Origin of the sequence: Parasphingorhabdus sp. (assembly GCF_036964565.1) — a bacterium.
Taxonomy (GTDB): domain Bacteria; phylum Pseudomonadota; class Alphaproteobacteria; order Sphingomonadales; family Sphingomonadaceae; genus Parasphingorhabdus.
Genome location: NZ_JBALTN010000009.1, coordinates 25,804 through 44,243, shown reverse-complemented (window position 1 = coordinate 44,243; position 18,440 = coordinate 25,804). Strand labels below are relative to the sequence as shown.

The 18,440-nt window shown below is 62.4% G+C and carries 19 protein-coding genes; 10 read left to right on the top strand and 9 right to left on the bottom strand.

Annotated elements, in window-relative coordinates; translation table 11 throughout:
- Position 1 precedes the first annotated feature (1 nt).
- On the top strand, positions 2-517 hold the full coding sequence (locus V7650_RS13370) for a GNAT family N-acetyltransferase (protein ID WP_335656732.1): 516 nt from the start codon (positions 2-4) through the stop codon (positions 515-517).
- A gap of 60 nt (positions 518-577) precedes the next feature.
- Here the strand turns inward: V7650_RS13370 and V7650_RS13365 are convergent, their stop codons facing one another.
- Positions 578-994: a hypothetical protein gene (locus V7650_RS13365; RefSeq protein WP_335656731.1), complete on the bottom strand. Its 417-nt coding sequence runs from the start codon at positions 992-994 to the stop codon at positions 578-580.
- A 155-nt stretch (positions 995-1,149) separates the two neighbouring features.
- Here V7650_RS13365 and V7650_RS13360 point away from each other — a divergent pair, with 155 nt between their 5' ends.
- A complete protein-coding gene (locus V7650_RS13360; RefSeq protein ID WP_335656730.1) occupies positions 1,150-1,563 on the top strand; it encodes a DUF1489 family protein in 414 nt (137 codons plus the stop codon).
- Between the two features lie 282 nt (positions 1,564-1,845).
- On the top strand, positions 1,846-3,948 hold the full coding sequence (locus V7650_RS13355) for a hypothetical protein (protein WP_335656729.1): 2,103 nt from the start codon (positions 1,846-1,848) through the stop codon (positions 3,946-3,948).
- 50 nt (positions 3,949-3,998) lie between these two features.
- On the opposite strand, the gene nudC is transcribed toward V7650_RS13355, so the two are convergent.
- The 3 genes from nudC to V7650_RS13340 form a co-directional block, all read right to left on the bottom strand.
- On the bottom strand, positions 3,999-4,907 hold the full coding sequence (gene nudC, locus V7650_RS13350; protein WP_335656728.1) for an NAD(+) diphosphatase: 909 nt from the start codon (positions 4,905-4,907) through the stop codon (positions 3,999-4,001).
- Between the two features lie 61 nt (positions 4,908-4,968).
- A complete protein-coding gene (locus V7650_RS13345) occupies positions 4,969-6,312 on the bottom strand; it encodes a serine hydrolase domain-containing protein (RefSeq protein ID WP_335656727.1) in 1,344 nt (447 codons plus the stop codon).
- Positions 6,309-7,376 carry an A/G-specific adenine glycosylase gene (locus V7650_RS13340; protein WP_335656726.1) on the bottom strand — a complete coding sequence of 356 codons (1,068 nt, stop codon included), beginning with the start codon at positions 7,374-7,376 and terminating at the stop codon, positions 6,309-6,311. Before V7650_RS13340 ends, V7650_RS13345 begins: the two co-directional genes overlap by 4 nt.
- Positions 7,377-7,403: 27 nt before the next feature.
- Here V7650_RS13340 and V7650_RS13335 point away from each other — a divergent pair, with 27 nt between their 5' ends.
- The 4 genes from V7650_RS13335 (at position 7,404) to V7650_RS13320 (ending at position 13,047) form a co-directional block, all read left to right on the top strand.
- Positions 7,404-8,075 (top strand): DUF721 domain-containing protein, encoded by a 672-nt coding sequence (locus tag V7650_RS13335; RefSeq protein WP_335656725.1) that lies wholly within the window; start codon positions 7,404-7,406, stop codon positions 8,073-8,075.
- Positions 8,072-8,767, top strand: a complete 696-nt coding sequence (locus tag V7650_RS13330; protein WP_335656724.1) for a thioredoxin domain-containing protein — start codon at positions 8,072-8,074, stop codon at positions 8,765-8,767. The genes V7650_RS13335 and V7650_RS13330 overlap by 4 nt, the downstream gene beginning before the upstream one ends.
- 26 nt (positions 8,768-8,793) lie before the next feature.
- Positions 8,794-9,537, top strand: a complete 744-nt coding sequence (locus tag V7650_RS13325; RefSeq protein ID WP_335656723.1) for a thioredoxin domain-containing protein — start codon at positions 8,794-8,796, stop codon at positions 9,535-9,537.
- 72 nt (positions 9,538-9,609) lie between these two features.
- Positions 9,610-13,047 carry an AAA family ATPase gene (locus V7650_RS13320; protein ID WP_335656722.1) on the top strand — a complete coding sequence of 1,146 codons (3,438 nt, stop codon included), beginning with the start codon at positions 9,610-9,612 and terminating at the stop codon, positions 13,045-13,047.
- Positions 13,048-13,149: 102 nt separating this feature from the next.
- Here the strand turns inward: V7650_RS13320 and V7650_RS13315 are convergent, their stop codons facing one another.
- Complete coding sequence (locus V7650_RS13315; protein ID WP_335656721.1) at positions 13,150-13,440, bottom strand: GIY-YIG nuclease family protein; 291 nt, start codon at positions 13,438-13,440, stop codon at positions 13,150-13,152.
- 463 nt (positions 13,441-13,903) lie between these two features.
- Here V7650_RS13315 and V7650_RS13310 point away from each other — a divergent pair, with 463 nt between their 5' ends.
- Both V7650_RS13310 and V7650_RS13305 read left to right on the top strand, forming a co-directional pair.
- On the top strand, positions 13,904-14,182 hold the full coding sequence (locus V7650_RS13310) for a BrnT family toxin (RefSeq protein ID WP_335656720.1): 279 nt from the start codon (positions 13,904-13,906) through the stop codon (positions 14,180-14,182).
- Positions 14,136-14,417, top strand: coding sequence for a BrnA antitoxin family protein (locus V7650_RS13305; protein ID WP_335656719.1), 282 nt, complete (start codon positions 14,136-14,138; stop codon positions 14,415-14,417). The genes V7650_RS13310 and V7650_RS13305 overlap by 47 nt, the downstream gene beginning before the upstream one ends.
- A 20-nt stretch (positions 14,418-14,437) precedes the next feature.
- Here the strand turns inward: V7650_RS13305 and V7650_RS13300 are convergent, their stop codons facing one another.
- The 4 genes from V7650_RS13300 to soxR form a co-directional block, all read right to left on the bottom strand.
- Positions 14,438-15,676, bottom strand: coding sequence for an MFS transporter (locus V7650_RS13300; protein ID WP_335656718.1), 1,239 nt, complete (start codon positions 15,674-15,676; stop codon positions 14,438-14,440).
- Between the two features lie 146 nt (positions 15,677-15,822).
- Complete coding sequence (locus V7650_RS13295) at positions 15,823-16,428, bottom strand: urea carboxylase-associated family protein (protein ID WP_335656717.1); 606 nt, start codon at positions 16,426-16,428, stop codon at positions 15,823-15,825.
- The gene (gene gntA, locus V7650_RS13290) at positions 16,425-17,054 is read right to left on the bottom strand and encodes a guanitoxin biosynthesis heme-dependent pre-guanitoxin N-hydroxylase GntA (protein ID WP_335656845.1); all 630 of its coding nucleotides are present in this window, start codon (positions 17,052-17,054) and stop codon (positions 16,425-16,427) included. The genes V7650_RS13295 and gntA overlap by 4 nt, the downstream gene beginning before the upstream one ends.
- 192 nt (positions 17,055-17,246) lie before the next feature.
- A complete protein-coding gene (soxR, locus tag V7650_RS13285; RefSeq protein WP_335656716.1) occupies positions 17,247-17,690 on the bottom strand; it encodes a redox-sensitive transcriptional activator SoxR in 444 nt (147 codons plus the stop codon).
- 331 nt (positions 17,691-18,021) lie between these two features.
- Between soxR and V7650_RS13280 the strand changes: the two genes are divergently transcribed.
- Positions 18,022-18,402 carry a VOC family protein gene (locus V7650_RS13280; protein WP_335656715.1) on the top strand — a complete coding sequence of 127 codons (381 nt, stop codon included), beginning with the start codon at positions 18,022-18,024 and terminating at the stop codon, positions 18,400-18,402.
- Positions 18,403-18,440: the final 38 nt, after the last annotated feature.

Below are 18,440 nucleotides of genomic sequence, written 5' to 3'. Positions count from 1 at the left end.
CGTGATCGAAACGCCCCGGCTGTTGCTGCGCCCGCATGTCGCCGAGGATTTCGAGGCGTGCCGCGCGATGTGGCAGGACCCGGACGTGGTCCGACATATCAGTGGCACACCCTCGACCGAGACCGAGGCATGGTCCCGCTTTCTCGGCTATTTCGGACACTGGCAGGTCAAGGGTTACGGCATGTTTTCGCTTGTCGACAAAAGCTCCGGACAATTTCTTGGCAACGTCGGATATAGTGATTTCCGGCGCGGACTTGGTGCAGATTTCGATCCCTTCCATGAAGCCGCATGGGTTCTCGCCGCGGCCGGCCATGGCAAAGGCTATGCGCTGGAGGCCATGACGGCCGTGCAACAATGGCTTGATGACAGCTTCCGTCCTGAAAAAACCGTATGCATCATCAGCCCCGACAATAGCCCCTCTCTCCGGCTGGCCGAGAAGCTTGGCTTCCGGGCAATGCGGCAAGCCGAATATAACCAGAAAGAGGTCACGGTATTTGAGCGGTCGCTTCCGCTGTAGGCCGCACCGGCCGATGTCCGGTCCGGCCGGTCACCTCGCCCGTCACCGCTGCCAGGATGATCAGCCCGCGCCATCCCTATAGGCTGCCACAAAATTCCGCAGGTCGATGAAAATCCGTTCGCGTTCGCTGTCGCCGATCATCTCGCAGCTGAGCAGGTCGAAGGCGGGCCGGTTGCCGCCGGCAGCGAGCCGGATCGCTGCAGCCAGCCATATTTCGTCCGGGGTGGTCCGCGAGCAGCAGGGGCGACCGATCTGGAAGGCCTCGGGCCAGGCAAAGCCGATCGTCTCCGCCAGTATCAGCATCCGGGTCGCGGCCAGCTTGCCGCCCAGCCGGTCGGACAATTGCTCGCGGCAGTCATAGTCGTTTTTCAGCGCCACCACCGCCAGCCGAAAGGCGATGATCAATCTTGCCTCGACCGCTGGCATCGTCCGGATATCCGGCAACGGCAGCAACAGTTTCTCCAGAATCTCGCCCAATCTCTCTCTCCTCGTTCTTCGAATCCGGAGCCATAGTATGATATTGATAATCATTTGCAATAAATATCTTCGGATAATCCGGGTGCGTCGATGCGCGGCGCGATTTCTGCCCAAATGCGCTTGACTAAAGCGGTCTCCCCCCACAGATCATGTCCATGCCCCTCAACATGACCAAAATTGCCTATCGCAGCGAAAGCCCCGCGACGCTGCGCCAGTGGCTCGAATCGCATCGGGACCACCCGGCCACCGGCGGCGAGGCCCGGCTGACCACCCGCTACCTGCCCAAGCGACACGAGGAGATGGTCGGCGGCTCGCTCTACTGGATCCACGCCAAGAAGATCGTCGGCCGCTCGCCGATCATCGGCTTCATGGACAATGGCCAGGGCCGGCAATGGATCCGGCTGGAACCGCGGCTGATCGCGGTCCAACCGATTCCCAAGCGCGCCCATCAGGGCTGGCGCTATCTCGAGGAGAAGGACGCCCCCGCCGATCTGGCAGAGGGTGCGGAAGGCGCGGAAGAAATGCCCGCCGAGATGCTGGGCGAACTGGCCAGTCTGGGGCTGGTCTAGGGGCCGGGCCCGGAGCAATTTTTGCGTATTTTATTTTTATCGCAATACCAACCGCTTAGCCATTTTGATCGACAAAAGCCTTGTCGATATAATCCAAGCATATTCATCCGCTTAGATGATAAATAGGATATAAACGACAGTTTTCTGCGGGATACGTGTCCATTTTGTCCAATCACGATCGAGCGATCCGGCCATATTCTGGAACCGGAAGCGACGACCCTCTCCCCCGAGAATGAGGGCATCGTTCCGGTCGCATTTTCTTGAAACGAAGGAGATGTTAAAATGAAACTGCCCCATAATGTACCCTGTCCCAACGGCACCGAACGTGCGCGCAAGGCCAAGGAGCTTCGCAACAAGGCTACCGAAATATCCCGAACCCGTCCCCATGCCGCTTCCCGCAACAATGGCGAGGAACTCGACTATGCCGGCGCAAAATTCCCCTCGAACTTCACCAAGGGCCTGCATCATGACGAGTTTGGCATCCTGAGCTTTGGCGACGACTACCGCACCTTTGTCGAGGCGATAAACAGCAGCGATTCCAGCCTGTTCGAAAATCATGTCAAGGACGCGACGGACCGTGCGACCGAAGCCGGCTCACCCACCTATCAATGCACCATCAATGGCAATGTGCCGCAATGGCGGGGATGGGAAAGCCCGCGGGCCGGTCATGTCTATGAACTGCAGGGGCCGGATGCGGACAGCGTCGGCATGGCCCCGGCACCGCGTGTGGGATCGTCCGAAAAAACGGCAGAGGTTGCGGAAGTCTACGCGCTGGCGATTTTGCGCGATGTCCCGTTTACGGCAATTTGCGCCGGCAACAGCGCGAAACAGCTGTGCGATGGCAACGGAAACGCAAAGCTCAACGGACAGCAAGTTGTCGATGCCCTCAACTCCATGCCCTTCTTCAGCGGCAGCGGCGCCACATCCTCGACCCCGCCCTACGTCGATTCAACCGGTCTCAACGGCTTCGAGCGCAATCGCCGCTATGCCCGTACCCAGGACCCCAGCGACCCTTTTGCTGCGCCTTTGACGACTGAGACCATATTCAGGGGTTCAACCAAGGGCGCCTTGAACGGGCCCTATCTTTCCCAGTTCATGCTTGTCGGCAACACCGCGCTGGCTGGACCCGGCGGCGGCGCGGCAAGCTATCCCGGCAAGGCCGCGGAATATGATCTGCAGGACGGATTCGTCCGCTATGGCAGCCTGTCGATCGACCAGCGGTCGACGGTGCACAAAACCTGTCTCGACCACATGACCGACTGGCCAAGCTGGCTCGACGTTCAGAACGGCGCCAATTTCAGAGGCGCCGACCTGTTCGAGGACAAGCGCCGATTCATCACAACGCCCCGCGATCTGGCCACCTACGTCCATTACGACGCCTTGTACGAAGCCTATCTCAACGCCGTACTGATCATCGACGCCATGGGCGTTCCGGCGTCCAAGGGCTTTCCGGAACCCGGCTTCCGCGAAGGCGGCCTCGGATCGCCCCGGCGGACGGCCTTCGCCACCTTCGGAGGGCCCCACATACTTTCGCTGGTCACCGAGGTGGCCACGCGCTGCCTGAAGGCCGTGCGCCGCGAAAAGTTCAACTATCACCGCCGGGCGCGCCCGGAATTGATGGGCGGACGCATGGCCCTTGTCGAATGCGGCGAAGCGGGCAAGCTGGGGGATGCACGCGATGCGTTTGAAGCAATGCATGCCGAAATTCCCACGGCGATCAAGAAGGCGATTATCGCGCACAACAAGGACCAGAACAAGACAGCGATGGTCAATATGCGAAAGGTCGACTGCACCGGCGGCAGCACCCCGTTCGGCAATTTCAAGGACTGCAATCTGCTGCTGCCGATGGCCTTTCCGGAAGGATCGCCGATGCACCCTGCTTATGGTGCCGGCCACGCCACGGTCGCCGGCGGCTGCGTGACCATGATCAAGGCTTTCTTCGAAATGTTTGAACGCAATGACGGCGGTGTCGAGCGCCCGCTGTTCGATCCTGGCCAGGCCTATGTGCCCAATGCCGATGGCAGCCGGCTTGTACAGGATAGCAAATTTTCCGGCCGGCTGACGATCCAGGGCGAACTGGACAAGCTGGCCGCGAACATTTCGATTGGCCGCAACATGGCCGGGGTGCACTATTACTCCGACTATTTTGACAGCATCCGCATGGGCGAACGGGTTGCGGTGGGGATATTGCTCGAACAGGCCCCGACCTATGGCGATCCCGTCGAAACGACCTTCACCAGCTTTGACGGCGATTTCATATCGATCAGCGGCCAGGCCGACGCCGCGCCGACGCTGACGGTGATTGACCGGGACGGGAAGCCATCATCCAATGCGCAATGGTGGTTGCGGCACGTGCCGGGTGAACAGATGATCCTCGGAATATAGGATCATCGCCGTGAAACAGGGCAGGCCGGAGCGATCCGGCCTGCTTTTGTCTATTCTTCCTTGCCGTCCAGCCAGTGCCGGAGCAGATCATGGGCAATGGCAAAGGGTGGCGGGGCGATGAACGGAGCATCCGGATCCCCCGCCATCGCCGCCCTGACCTCGTCGAGCGAGAACCAGGCCGCTTCCTCGATTTCCTCCTCGTCGAGGGTCAGCGTCGGATCGTCGGTGATGCTGGTGCAGGCAATCATCAGCGACGACGGAAACGGCCACGGCTGGCTGGCAACATAGCGCACGTCGCGGACCTTGATCCCGGCTTCCTCGAACAATTCCCGTTTCACGCAGCCTTCGATGCTTTCACCTGGCTCCAGGAAACCGGCGAGCGCCGAAAAGCGCTTGGGCGGGAAGCGCGGTTGCCGTCCGAGCAGGACCTTGCCCTCGCATTCCGACAGCATGATTGCCACCGGATCGGTGCGCGGGAAATGTTCCGCTCCGCAACCGCCGCTGTCCCGATCACACAGCCGCGCCCAGCCGCCCTTGCGCGACTGCGTCGGCTGACCGCATTGCGCGCAGAACTGGTGCCGCGCGTGCCAGTCGACGAGGCTGCGCGCGGTCGCGTAGATCGCGGCCTGGTCGGCAGGCAATGAGCCCAGCGACTGCCACAGGGCTGGATTTGCCACCGGGACCGAATCCCCTGCCCCGTTCAGCTCTGCGAAGAAAGACGTGTCGTTGTCGATGCCGAGCAACAGCAGATCATTTTCCGGCGAGGCCTCATAGGCGGCGCCCCAGGCGAGATCGCCGTAATCGTCGAACACCGGGTTGAGGCCGTCGAGCTTGAGCAGCCTGGCCCGTGGGTTCATCATCGCCGCGCGCAGCTTGTCCGGGTTGACCCGCACCTGATCGGCGCGGTCCAGGGTCCCGCCGGAAAAGGTCGGAACGATCGTTTTTCGGTCTGTCAGCATATTCTCTCCGGCGCGGGTCTATTGCTCTGCTCTGCTCTTCCGGCAGACGATATCATTCGGCTCAGGGGCTGGTCTTGCCGACGCCCGCCTGATCCGCGCCGATCAGGTCGGCATAGACATATTTCGGGAAATCCGACTGGAAGGGATAGCTGTTCGATGGGATATATTGCGTATAGCCGCCGGCCCGCAACCCGCGGACGGTATCGACGAAGGCCGATGTCCCGGCGGCGCCGCCCCAGCCGAACGAACCAGCGGGGCTGACCTCGGTGCCGAGGCCGGCGCGGCCGCCGGCGCCAAAACCGTGGTTGGCCACCCAGGTGCCCTTGGTGCTGGCGGTTTCCGGCAGCAGGTTGGAGATCGCCAGTTTTACCGTCTCGGGCTTCATCACCTGCACCTTGCCGACCGTGCCGAAGCCCAGCAGCATCTGCAGGAACTTGTCATAATCGCCCGCGGTCCCGACAAGTCCGGTGCTGCCGAAGGCAAAAGGAGGCTTGTCGAGAAAGACGCTGGTCGCGCCCGGATCGATCGGGATCAGAGTGCCGGCGAACGGCGCATAATTGTCGGCAAGGTCGACGGCGCGCTCGGCCGGGACCTTGTAAAAGATATCGGTCATGCCAAGCGGTCCGAACATCCGTTCCTGCAGGAACTGGTCGAGCGGCTTGCCGGACACTTTCTCGATCACCGCGCTCAGCACGTCGTGGCTCAGCGAATAGCTCCACTGGGTGCCGGGCTGGTAGACCAGCGGCAATTCCGAAAGCCGCTTCATGAAGGTCATGATATCCGGTGTCGGCGCGCCTGCCTCGACGCCGGGAAGCGGGTTGCGGCTGATCCGGCCGGGGGTCAGTCCTGCTGCCAGATAGGCCTTCTGGATCGGGCCTTTCGAGATGATCGTATAGCCCAGGCCAGCGGTATGGGTCTGCAGCTGGCGGATGGTGATCGGCATCTTGGCCGGTTCGACCTGGTCGAGCGCGCCTTCCGGATCGACCAGCACCTGCATGTCGGCAAATTCGGGGAAGATGTCGGAGAGCGGCTGGTCCAGCGAAAGCAGGCCATCCTCGATCAGCATCATCGTCGCCATGCCGGTGACCGGCTTGGTCTGCGAATACATCCGCCACAAGGTATTGCTGTCGACCGGCTTTGCACCGCCGAGGCTGAGCGAACCGGCGGCAATCACCTGTGGCGGGGCCTGTCCGAAGCCGATCATCGCCAGCATACCAGCGACCTTCTTCTCGGCAACATATTCGTTGATGATCCGGGTCAGTCCCGGAAACGGCGTTGCCATGTCCTTTGCCAGGGCAAGACCGGGCATGCCGGCAAGAACCGCGCCGGTGCCGATCCCGCCAAGCACCGAACGCCTGGAAAAAGAGGGTCCGGCCAATGATGTAGCAATTTTTTCAGCGATCATATTTCTTCCTTCAGTTTCCACTCCACCACCTTGGTATAAAGGGTCGGCAAGCCCGCGTCCGCGATATCGGCCAGTGGCCACCACAGATCGGAAGTCATATCAGTAACGATTTTTCTGTCCTGATAAACTGCCAAATCGACCTCGAGCGAAAAATGGGTGAAGCTGTGCTGGACGATATTGTCATGGACCTGCCACGCGCCCGGAAAGGGCGGCCGGGCATGGCCATCATTGCCCGCCGCCCAGCCATCATCGGGCAGCGCCCGCATGCCGCCAAGCATGCCGCTGGGGGGCCGCGTCGCCAGCAGGATCCGGTCCTGCCGCTCAATCCAGAAGAAGCGGGCCCGGCGAACCGGCTTCGCCTTTTTTGGTTGCTTCACCGGATAGGATTCCATCGCGCCGCTGGCATAGGCTGCGCATTGGTTCTGCACCGGACAGATATCGCATTTGGGATTTTTCGACGTGCAGATGGTCGCGCCCATATCCATGCAGGCCTGGGCAAAGTCCCCGGCACCCCGTGAAGGCGTGATCGCGTCCATCGCTGCGCGGATTTCTGCCTTTCCCCCGGGCAGCGGCGTGCCAATCGCAAACAGCCGTGCCACCAGCCGCTCGATATTGGCATCCACGACCACCGCCCGTTCGCCAAAGGCGATGGCGGCGATGGCGGCTGCGGTATAGGCGCCGACGCCGGGCAGCTTCAGCAGTTCAGACTCATTGCGAGGAAAATTTCCCCCCAGTCTTTCAGTGACATGGACGGCACATTTATGAAGATTGCGCGCGCGGGCATAATAGCCCAGCCCGGCCCAGGCCGCCAGCACGTCCGCTTCCTTCGCGCGCGCCAGACTTTCCACCGTGGGCCAGCGCCGCGTGAACAGCTCGAAATAGCTTTTGACCGCACCGACCGTGGTTTGCTGCAGCATGATTTCCGACAGCCAGACGTGATAGGGGTCGGGCAAATCACCGCCAGGGGGTGCCCGCCACGGCAATTTTCTGGCGTTATCCACATAATGTGCACCAATATTGGCGGAAATTTTGCCTGCTCTGGCGGAGAAACTATCGACGGCCATGGCCGCGCCATGCCATAAACAGTCGCTATGGCGAAGAAAATTGGCACAAGTGGCGATACAACGCCCAAAACCATCCCCGAGGGCACGCCTGCGCCCAGAAAATCGCCGGCAAAGTCGCAGGTCCGCAAATATCAGAAATACCAGCGCCCGCGCGGCGGCCCGGCAAAAAATATATCCGACCTGGTGCCGGAAATCGGTCGCGCTGCCTTTCGGCGCTATGGTTTCATCCAGTCCTCCGTCGTCAGCCGCTGGCCGGAAATCGTCGGCGAACGCTATGCCGCGGTGTCGCTGCCCGAATCGATTCGCTTTCCACGGGGCGAAAAAGAAGGCGGGACGCTGCATCTGGTGGTGAGCGGCGCCTTTGCCACCATGATGCAGCATATATCCCCGGACATCATCGAGCGGGTGAACCGCTTTTTCGGCTATGGCGCGGTCAGTCAGATTCGATTCAGACAGGGTGTCGTAACGCCGCGGAAAGACAGGGAAAAAAGGGTACCCCTGCCCGCTTCGCTGAAGCCCGCCCCGATCCAGTTGGGCGAAAATTTGCGGGATATCGGCGACGCGGAGCTGAACCGGGTGCTCGAATCGCTGGCATCGGCGGTTGCAAAGGCGGAAGCGGCCCCTAAGAACGATGCAAAGTTGAGCATAAGGGTCGTCGGCAAGATCGGTAGCGGCGACAAGAAGAAGGACCAGACATGAAATTGAGAAGCGCGTATCTTGCTTCGGCAATATTGACAGCAGCGGCGATGTCTGCACCGGCTTCGGCGCAGCAGACCGACTGGACCAAGCGGGTGACAATGTCGCCCATGGGCGGCCATGTCCTGGGCAACCCGCTGGCGAAAAATCGGCTGGTGGAATATGTCAGCTACACCTGCAACCATTGCGCGGCCTTCGAAGTCGCCTCCAAGACCCCGCTGAAATCCGGATTTATTGCCAAGGGCCACGTCAGCACCGAGGTGCGCAACTATGTTCGCGATGCGGTCGATTTCACCGCGGCAACGCTCGCTCGATGCGGCGGTCCGACAAAGTTTTTTGGCAATCACAATGCGCTGATGGCCTCGCAGGGAAAATGGCTGAACACCGTCATGGCAGCGTCGCCGGAAGTGCAGAAGACCTGGTATGAAGGCGAACCCAACACGCGGCTGAAAAAAATTGCTGCCGACGTGGGCTTTTACGGCATCATGGCCAAGCGCGGGTTCAGCAAGGCACAGACCAATGCCTGCCTCGTCGACAAGAAGGCTCAGGACCAGATTCTGGCGATGACCAAATATGGCACGGAAACCGTCAAGATCACGGGAACGCCAAGCTTCACCATCAACGATAAGCTGATCGCCAAGGTGCACAGCTGGCCAGCCCTGCAGCCGGTTCTCGCCGCGCTCCCGAAACAATAGACATCATTTGGAACAGGAACCCTATCATGCGTAATTCCCTTGTACTTCTTCCGATTTCCCTTGCTCTGGCCCTGACCGCGTGCGGCGACGCAACCGAAGGCGAAAGCGGAGCCAGCGCGTCCGGTACCGTTGAAGCGGTCGAGGCCCCTGCTGGACAGAAATGGTCGGAAACCGTGTCGAAGACCGACGCCGGCGGCATTGTCATGGGCAACCCCGATGCACCGATCAAGCTGGTCGAATATATGTCCATCACCTGCTCGCACTGCAAGGATTTCGGCGAGCAGGCCTTTGCGCCGCTGCGCGACACCTATGTCGAAAGCGGCAAGGTCAGCTTCGAGATCCGCAATTTCGTCCGCGATCCGCTCGACCTGTCTGCCGCCATCCTGTCGCGCTGCGGTGGTGCGAGCCCCTATTTCCCACTGACCGAACAGGCGCTGGGCTATCAGGGCACGATGTTCGAAAAGGCCCAGGCCATGGGTGAGGCAACCTATAGCGACATTTTGAAGGCAGCACCCGACTCGCGCTTTGTCCGGCTCGCCGAGCAACTGGGCCTGATCAGCTTCTTCCAGCAGCGCGGCATTTCCGAGGACCAGGCCAAGGCCTGCCTCTCCGATCCGGCAGCCGCCGACGCCCTGATGGAGGGCACCCAGAAAGCCGCCGAGGAATATAATATCGAGGGCACGCCGACATTCCTGATCAATGGCCAGAAGGTCGAAGGCACCAACTGGGCGATGATCGAAACCAAGCTGAAGGAGGCTGGCGCCCGTTAGGCGCCGGTCCAATCGCCAGGGGGGGCGCGATTTGATCCGGGGGACTGACAGAGACAGCACGGGACATAGTCCGTGCAGATAAAGAAGCTCAGACTCTCGGGCTTCAAAAGCTTTGTCGACCCGACCGAGCTGCGCATCGAAAAAGGACTGACCGGCGTGGTCGGGCCCAATGGCTGCGGCAAGTCCAACCTGCTCGAGGCGATCCGCTGGGTGATGGGCGAAAACAGCGCCAAGTCGATGCGCGGCGGCGGCATGGAAGACGTGATCTTCGCCGGCACCGAGGATCGGCCGGAGCGGCAGTTTGCCGAAGTCACGCTGACCGCGGAACGGGAAACCGACGACGTCACCTCGCTGCACGTCGGCGACAATGACAGTGAACTGGAAATCGTCCGCCGGATCGAGCGCGGCGCCGGCTCGGCCTATCGCGCCAATGGCACCGACGTCCGGGCCAAGGATATCGCGCTGATCTTCGCCGACGCCGCCACCGGCGCGCACAGCCCGGCGCTGGTCAGCCAGGGCAAGATTTCCAACATCATCTCGTCCAAGCCCGAGGCGCGGCGGGAAATGCTGGAGGAAGCCGCAGGCATCTCTGGCCTGCACGTCCGCCGCCGCGATGCCGAACAGAAACTGCGCGCGGCGGAAAAGAACCTGTCCCGGCTCGACGACATATTGGGCGACATGGAGCAGCGCGCCGCCAACCTCCGGCGGCAGGCCAAGCAGGCCGAGCGCTACCGCAAGCTCAGCGCGGAAATCACCACCGTCGAGGGCCGGCTGATCTATGCCCGCTGGCGCGAGGCCGCCGCTGCCGCCGATCTTGCCCGGGCCGAGGCGGAAGCCGCGGAAGCCAGCGTCAGCGCAGCCCAGGCCGAACAGCAGGCAGCGGTCACCGCCCAGAATGAAAGCGCCAGGGCGCTCGGCATCCTGCGCGCCGAGGTCCAGCGCACGCGCGAGCAGGCCAGCGAGTCCAGCCACCGGCTGCTGACCCTGACCAACGAGCGCGACAATCTCAAATCCCGCCTGCTCGACCTGCAGGCGCAGGCCCAGCGCATCCATGACGACAACGCCCGCGAGGACCAGCTGACCCGCGACGCGATGGAGGCGCTCGACCGCCTCGAACAAGACGAGAAACGGCTGGCGACCGAATTGTCCGAGCTCAACAAGGAGCGCCCCGATCTGGAGCGCGGCGCGGAACGCGCCGAGCGCGCCGCCAGCGAAGCGGAGGTCGAGCTGGCCAAGGCGGTCGCCGAGGAAGCGCGGATCCAGGCCGAGATCAAGGTCGCCAACGCCGCCGTCGACGCGGCGCAGGTCCGCCACGACCGGCTCGCCGTCGAGCTGGACCGGCTGAAGGCGGAACGCGCCGAAATGGGCGACGAAGGCGAACTTGAAACGGCCCTTGCCGAAGCGGTTGCCGCGCGCGAGGCCGCCCAGAAAACCGCCGATGGCAGCGGCGGCAGGATTGCATCTCTGGAAGAACAGCGGATAGAGGCCACGGCGGCCCGCGATGCCGCGCAGTCCGGCCTCGCCGGGCTGAAGGCGGAACTGGCGGGACTGAAATCCGAACATGACGCGCTCGACCGGGAATTGTCGAAGGCCGAAAGCACCAGCAAGGCGATCGACCGGGTCAAGCCGGCGGCGGGCTTCGAACGGGCGCTGGCTGCGGCGCTGGGCGACGACCTGCTCGCCTCCGTCGGCGAAGCGGGCGACCGCTTCTGGGGCGGCGGCCAGCCCGTTGCCACCGGCGAAGCACCGGCAGGAACCGAAAGCCTGCTGGGCCAAGTCGAGGCCCCGGCCGAACTGCACGCACGCCTTTCGCAGATATTTGTCGCCGACAGCGACGAGGACCAGGCCCTCACCGTTGGCCAGCGGCTGGTGACGAAAGCGGGATCGCTGCGCCGCTGGGACGGCTTTGTTGCCCGCGACGACGGCAATGCCAGCGCCGAACGGCTGGTCCGCGCCAATCGCCTGCGCCAGCTGCAGGAGCTGCTGGTGCCCGCCGGGGCGAAGGTTGCCGAGGCGGAGACAGCGCTGGAAACGCAGCGCGAGGCGATCGCCACCATTGAAACGCAGCTGGCTGAAGCTCGGACGGCCCGGCGCGAAGCGGAGGAAGCCCTGCGCCGCACGCTGCGCGAAGCCGACCAGGCGGAAGAGGCGCTGGCCTGGCTGCGCAAGCGCACCGCCAGCCTCGCCGAACGGGATGCCGCGCTGCAGGCGGAAAGCGCGACCGCGCGCGCCGAGCTGGAAGCGGCGCAAAAGGAACGGGCCAGCCAGCCCGATGGCGCCGCGCAGGAACAGGCCCGATCCGCACTCCAGGACCAGCGCGATGCCGCCCGCGGCCGGGTGATGGCGGCGCAGGCGGCGCTCTCCGCGATCGACCAGAAGCTGGCGCAGGTGAAGGAACAGAAGGCCGTCGCCAGCGCACAGATCCGCTCCTGGCAGGACCGTTCCGGCGAGGCCGAGGCGCGGATGAAGGAAATGGCCCGGCGCGGCGCGCTGATCGAGGCCGAGGTCGAAGGTCTCGCCGACCGCCCCCGGGTGATCGAGGTCGAAGTGACGAAACTGGCGGAGCAGCAGGATGCGCTGAACGACAAGGTCGCGGAAAAGGACGCAGCGCTGCAGGCCGCCGAACTGGCCCAGCGTGACCATGAGGACCGGCTCGCCCAGGCTAGCGAAGCGCTCAGCCAGGCCCGTGAAACCCGAGCCGGTGCCAAGGCGCGGGCGGAGAACCAGGACCTGCGCCGGATGGAGATGGGCCGGATTTCGGCGGAGAAATTCGAATGCCCGGCGCCGGTGCTGCCGAAGAAGCTGGAATTTGACGAAAATACGGTCGGGGACGCCGCGCAGGAATCGGCGGAACTGGAACGGCTGTCGCTCAGCCGCGAGCGGATCGGCCCGGTCAATCTGGTCGCCGCCGACGAACTCGCCGAACTGGAAACCGAGTGGGAAAAATCCACCAAGGAAAGCGAGGAGCTGAACGAGGCGATCCACCAGCTCCGCGGCTCGATCGGTAGCCTCAACCGCGAAGGCCGCCAGCGCCTGCTCGCAGCCTTCGAGGAAGTCGACCGCCATTTCCAGCGGCTGTTCGCTACCCTGTTCGACGGCGGCAAGGCGCATCTCGAGATGATCAACAGCGACGATCCGCTGGAGGCCGGCCTCGAGATCATGGCCCAGCCGCCGGGCAAGAAACTGACCTCGCTGACCCTGCTGTCGGGCGGCGAACAGGCGCTGACCGCCGTCGCCCTGATCTTCGGCCTGTTCCTCACCAACCCCGCCCCGATCTGCGTCCTCGACGAGGTCGACGCGCCGCTCGACGACGCCAATATCGAGCGCTTCTGCGACCTGCTCGACAAGATGGTCGCCGAAACCAGCACCCGCTACCTGATCGTCACTCACAATGCCGTTACCATGAGCCGCATGCACCGCCTGTTCGGCGTGACCATGATAGAACGCGGCATTTCGCAGCTGGTGTCGGTGGACCTCAACGCCGCGGAAGAATTGCTGGCGGCGGAGTGAGGACGGTGGCTAGCCGACAGGCGCCCTTCGACAAGCTCAGGGCTAACGGTATTATTCGGATTCTGCCTTACTGCCGTTAGGGGTGAGCCTGTCGAACCCCGCCTATCGTCGATCACCAGAGTTCCGGGCCAGCTCGGACAGCAACGTCCAGTCCCCCGCAATCAGCGCCTGCTTTTTGGCCCTGGTCCAGCCCTTGATCCGCTTTTCTGCCTCCAGCGCTTCATAACGGGTCGCGAAATACTCGGACCAGGCCAGTTCGACAGGGCGCCGCTTGAAAGTATAGCCGGTGATATAGCCGCTCTGATGCTGCGCAAAACGCTGGTCGAGATTATCAGTGTGGCCGGTGTAGAAACTGCCATCGGAACATTCCAGGATATAGGTATAGAACGCCATAGCCTGTTCTTGACCGAGAGGCGTCCTTCGACAAGCTCAGGACTAACGGAAAGTCGCAATTGACCGCTTCTGTCAATTCCCAAACTCCACATCTGTTAGCAGTGAGCCTAGCGAAACCCGCCTCTTGTCTGCAAGCCTGGTCCGCTCCCAAAACAGAACCGCCCTTCGACCGACTCAGGGCTAACGGGATTATTATCCGTCCCTTCTTTTCCGTTAGGGGTGAGCCTGTCGAACCCCGACCCGCGTCGAAAGGTGCGGCCCGCTTTTGACCGCCAAGCGCCCTTCGACAAGCTCAGGGCTAACGGTATTTATAGTCTCCCCTCTTTTACCCGTGAGGGAAATCTTGCCCACTCGCATTGACTCTCGCTATAAACGTAACTACATTAATTGCAGCTTTTGTCTGTTTCGGTCAGAGCCACAAAATGGGACGACAAGCTCACGTCGGCTCGGCAAAATATGCTGAATGAGGATATCCTTCGATCCGGCGAAGCGGCAACAAACCCTGGAAGCCCGGGGACTGGACTTCGCGGATGCGGAAGAGATTTTTCGTTCGCGGCATATTTCGCAATTGGACGACCGACAGGAATATGGAGAAAAACGGTTCATAACTTACGGATATATCGGCGGCCGTACCGTCGTCCTGGTCTGGACCGAACGTGGAGCCACCCGAAGAATCATTTCACTGCGGAAAGCCAATGAACGAGAGCAACGAAAAGTCGAAGAAGCCCTGGGTCGATCCTGATGATGCGCCGGAATGGACAGACGATCAGTTTGAGCGCGCGGCCATCTGGCACGGAAGCAAACTGATCCGCCCCGCCGACGGCACCCTCACCAAACCCGGCCGCCCGAAACTGAAAAACCCCAAGCAGCAGGTCACCCTGCGGCTGGACCAGGCGGTGGTGGAAAGGTTCAGGGCCACCGGTGCCGGCTGGCAAACCCGCATCAACGATGCGCTCCGCAAGTCGCTCGGGCTGTAGCCGCCGGAAACCGCCGGCTCCTACTCCCGCTCCTGCCCACCGGCCAGCACCCCGGTTTCCGGCGTCGAATGGCGCGCCGGCGGGATATTCTGGAAGCTGCCCTTGTCCGCGCTGTCCAGCTTCTCGCGCCGCTGGATCCGCCAGATCGAGAACAGCAGGATCAGGACATGGGCCGCCATCATCGTCCAGAACAGCGCCAGCGGCCCCGACAGGGTGATCGCCAAGCCGCCGATGAACGGTCCGATGATCGAACCGATCCCGAACACCAGCAGCAGCCCGCCGCTGGTGCTGATATAGTCGCCCGGTCCGGCATGGTCATTGGCATGCGCAACGATGATCGGATACATGGCATAGATCATCGCGCCCAGCGCTCCGCCAAGCAGAAGATTGGCATGGGCCGTCTCCGGCTGCATGAACAGGAAGCCGCTGCTCGCCGCAATCGCGATCAGCGCCGTCAGCACCAGCACCTTGCGCCGGTCGAACCGGTCCGAGGCCCTGCCCACCGGAATCTGCGCGGCAGCACCCGCCAGGATCGGCAGGCTGCTGAACAGGACGATGGTGGTCAGGTCGAGGCCGATGCGCTCGGCATAGACCGGCGCCAGCGCGCCAAAGCCGCCGTTGGAAATCCCGATCATCAGCACCGCAAACACCGCCACCGGCGAGTTCTGCCAGAGCTGCAACAGCTTGAGCTTGACCTCGAACAGCGGCGCCGGCGCGCGCCGCGTGCTGATCGCCGTCGGGATCAGCGCCAGGCAATAGAAGATCGCGCCCAGCATGAAATACCAGGCGGTCGAGACATCCGCACCGATCAGCAGCAGCTGACCGCCGGTGGACCCTGCCAGGTTGATCATCGTATAGGTGCCGAAGACCTGGCCCCGGATCGACGAGTCGACCTCCTCGTTGAGCCAGCTTTCGACGATCATCGCCGCTCCGGCAAAGCAGAAGCCGGAAATGCCGCGCAGCGGTATCCAGACCCACGGACTCGGGAACATCGCCGACAACAGGATCACGATCGCCGCCGTCGCCGCCAGTACGCTGAACACCCGGATGTGCCCTGCACCCGCAACCAGCACCGGCGTATAGATGCAGCCCAGCACATAGCCCGCGGCCCAGCCGGTGCCGAGCAGACCCAGAGAAAAGGCGCTGAAACCCTCGCTCATACCGCGGATCGGCAGAATCAAGCCGTTGATTCCGCCCGCGATCAGCAGGAACAGGGAACCGAGCAGCAGCGCGCTGAGAGGAAAAAGTCTGCGGGTCATGTACGGCCCCGCTATAGCCGTGACGACGGCTCCTGTCGAACCCAGCCTGCCCTCTTCGGGCTCGGTCCACATCAGATAAGCGCCGCCTCAGCCAGCCGGGGACAGATCGACAGGCGCAAGCGACCGACGATCGGACAAGGTCCGGATCAAGTCTGCTCCGCTCCGCTCGGCAGCACCCGGTAGTCAATAGGCTTGAACGTCCCGCCGTTGGAGGCATAGGCCGAGCAGGCGGTAAGCCCGATCACCAGATCCATCTCCGCCCGCAGCCGCAGCCGGTCGCCGGCCTTGCTGGTCGGCGGCAGTACTTCCAGCCGGCCTGTTGCCTGATCGACCGGGACATTCATGAACACATTGAACGCGCACGGGATGGCGTCCCGTTCAATGCCGAAGGTGGCCAGCACCTCGGCGAGATTGCCGAAGCATCCGCGGTGGACGGGCTTGTCGGGATAGAAATGCCGGAACGTGTCCTCGCTGCACGGCGTCAGCAGAAAGTCGTGCGACCCGACCGTATCCTCGACAATCGTCAGCATCGCGTTGGAGCGATTGGACCACAGCCGGTTTCCCGCGCTTAGCCGGATCGTTTCCTCGTAATCAAAGGTCCGGCCATTGGACAATGCTTCTCTGACATCGCTGGCATTATAGGCCAGCAGATCGGACACCTGGCCGCCGTCCGGATCGATCACCTCGAGATATTCGCCGCGCCTGAGCCGGAATGCCGCGCCCGAGCGCGGCGGAATACGCCATTTGCTCATCGGCTGCGCCGGTCCTGGAACGGGCATTGCCAGTCGTCGCCGACCTTGCGGCCACTATATTGCCGGGCTTCGCTGGACTCGCCATATTTCGAAAGCATCGGGTTGATGTCGCCGGCCAGCTTCTCGTCGCGCGTCAGGATGGTTTCCCGCATCTTCTCGTAGGTGCCATGTTCGCGCAGCCGCTCGAACTGGTCGTGCAGGTTGAACACCAGCATTGGGTAGGCAAAGCGGCGCGCCGGGCGCGAGGCGTTGGGATGCAGACCGATAACAAAAAAGGCCTCTCCGCCAAAGCTGAGCGAGAAATGCGGATCCTTGGGGTCCGCGCTGACCCGGGGATCATAATCCTGGCCCAGCCAGGCATCCTTGTCCGCCAGCGACTGGATCCGCGTCCACAACAGCTTTTCAAATTCGGCTTCGGACAGATCCAGCGGCCCGTCAAAAATCACCGCCAGACTACGCAGGCCTTCGCTGGACCCGCGATATTCCTTGGCCCAGGCGAGCAGCTCGCGATGGATTTCCAGGTCGTCCCAGCTGCTGTCGAGACTATAGCCGGCTATCACCCGCAGATTGTCCCGGGCCAGCGCGGATTTGGCGCCGACGCACGGAAATTCCGGTTGCGATACCATCGCCTTCAGGGCGGTAGCGAAATCTTCGCGATGTTTGATTTTGATGCCGCGATCGAGCAATTTTGATTTTTCCATGGCTGTAACTACGCGTAAATTGAACATGCGTTCCCGCCTTTCAGTCGATCGGCTCGCTTTCCGAAATCAGCGCGGCTGGCCGGCCCATGGCATATCGCGATGAAAGCGTCGACCGGTTCAATCATTCAGCACGAGCTGCGGCCCCGGACCCTTGAGACCGGCCCGATCGTCCGGATTGTAAAGCGCGCATTTCTGCAGGCTGAGGCAGCCGCAGCCGATACAGCCGTCGAGCCGGTTGCGGGTCCGCTCCAGCTCGGCGATCCGGGCATCGATCACGCCGCGCATCGCCTTGCTGATCCGCGTCCAGTCGGACTGGGTCGGGGTACGGCCATGCGGCAGCTTGGCCAGCTGGCGCCCGATCTCGCCGATGCTCAGCCCCAGCTGCTGGGCGATCAGGACGAAGCTCAGCCGCCGGATATCCGACCGCAGGAAGCGCCGCTGACCGCCGCTGGAACGAAACGGCTCGACCAGCCCCTTGTCCTCGTAGAATCGTATGGCCGAGACCGACAGGCCGGTGCGAGCGGCCAGGGCGCCGATGGTCAGGGATTTGCTTTCGGGCATGGTTGGTTCCTTCACTATGTGCTCCGCACTTGCTGCGGAGCCCCGGAGGCAGGAGACACCGTTTGGGGCACAGGCCATCGCCGCAAGTGACGAGCAGGCCTGCCTTGTTCGTCATTGCGAGCGCAGCGAAGCAATCCAGGGCGTCACCCGCGGCTCTGGATTGCTTCGCTATGCTCGCAATGACGGCGCACCAAATAATCTCTTGACCTCAACTTAGCTTGAGGTTGTACGAATCGCAAGCACGGAGATTGGGGAACGGGAGATCCGAATTTTTTAGCGGCTTCCAAGCCTCCAAAGCTTCCATTGCACCAAAGGAGAAAGGAAATGAGAAATGACCAACGCCACATTGGAACACGTCAACATCACGGTCAGCGACCCGCAACGGAGCGCCGCCCTGCTGCGCGATCTGTTTGGCTGGCATATCCGGTGGGAGGGGCCGTCAATGTTGGGTGGCCACACGATCCATATCGGCACGGATGACAGCTACATCGCGCTCTACACCAATGCTGGGGTGGAGGCCGCTGATCCCGCATTCAACAAGGGCGAACCGATGAATCATATCGGCGTCACCGTCAATGATCTCGACGCGGTCGAGGCCGGGGTGGTCGCGGCAGGGCTGGAGCCCTTCGCCCACAGCGATTACGAGCCAGGACGCCGCTTCTACTTCTTCGACTGGAACAGGATCGAGTGGGAGGTGGTGAGCTACGCCTGAGCCCCCTTCTCCCTTGAGGGAGAAGGATACGAAGGCAT

Coding starts and splice junctions, on each gene's coding strand:
- V7650_RS13280 (WP_335656715.1), top strand. CDS start 18,022: ATGACCAACGCCACATTGGAACACGTCAACATCACGGTCAGCGACCCG.
- V7650_RS13355 (WP_335656729.1), top strand. CDS start 1,846: ATGAAACTGCCCCATAATGTACCCTGTCCCAACGGCACCGAACGTGCG.
- soxR (WP_335656716.1), bottom strand. CDS start 17,690: ATGCCCGAAAGCAAATCCCTGACCATCGGCGCCCTGGCCGCTCGCACC.
- V7650_RS13305 (WP_335656719.1), top strand. CDS start 14,136: ATGAACGAGAGCAACGAAAAGTCGAAGAAGCCCTGGGTCGATCCTGAT.
- V7650_RS13335 (WP_335656725.1), top strand. CDS start 7,404: ATGGCGAAGAAAATTGGCACAAGTGGCGATACAACGCCCAAAACCATC.
- V7650_RS13345 (WP_335656727.1), bottom strand. CDS start 6,312: ATGATCGCTGAAAAAATTGCTACATCATTGGCCGGACCCTCTTTTTCC.
- nudC (WP_335656728.1), bottom strand. CDS start 4,907: ATGCTGACAGACCGAAAAACGATCGTTCCGACCTTTTCCGGCGGGACC.
- V7650_RS13300 (WP_335656718.1), bottom strand. CDS start 15,676: ATGACCCGCAGACTTTTTCCTCTCAGCGCGCTGCTGCTCGGTTCCCTG.
- V7650_RS13295 (WP_335656717.1), bottom strand. CDS start 16,428: ATGAGCAAATGGCGTATTCCGCCGCGCTCGGGCGCGGCATTCCGGCTC.
- V7650_RS13315 (WP_335656721.1), bottom strand. CDS start 13,440: ATGGCGTTCTATACCTATATCCTGGAATGTTCCGATGGCAGTTTCTAC.
- V7650_RS13325 (WP_335656723.1), top strand. CDS start 8,794: ATGCGTAATTCCCTTGTACTTCTTCCGATTTCCCTTGCTCTGGCCCTG.
- V7650_RS13340 (WP_335656726.1), bottom strand. CDS start 7,376: ATGGCCGTCGATAGTTTCTCCGCCAGAGCAGGCAAAATTTCCGCCAAT.
- gntA (WP_335656845.1), bottom strand. CDS start 17,054: ATGGTATCGCAACCGGAATTTCCGTGCGTCGGCGCCAAATCCGCGCTG.
- V7650_RS13330 (WP_335656724.1), top strand. CDS start 8,072: ATGAAATTGAGAAGCGCGTATCTTGCTTCGGCAATATTGACAGCAGCG.
- V7650_RS13360 (WP_335656730.1), top strand. CDS start 1,150: ATGCCCCTCAACATGACCAAAATTGCCTATCGCAGCGAAAGCCCCGCG.
- V7650_RS13310 (WP_335656720.1), top strand. CDS start 13,904: ATGAGGATATCCTTCGATCCGGCGAAGCGGCAACAAACCCTGGAAGCC.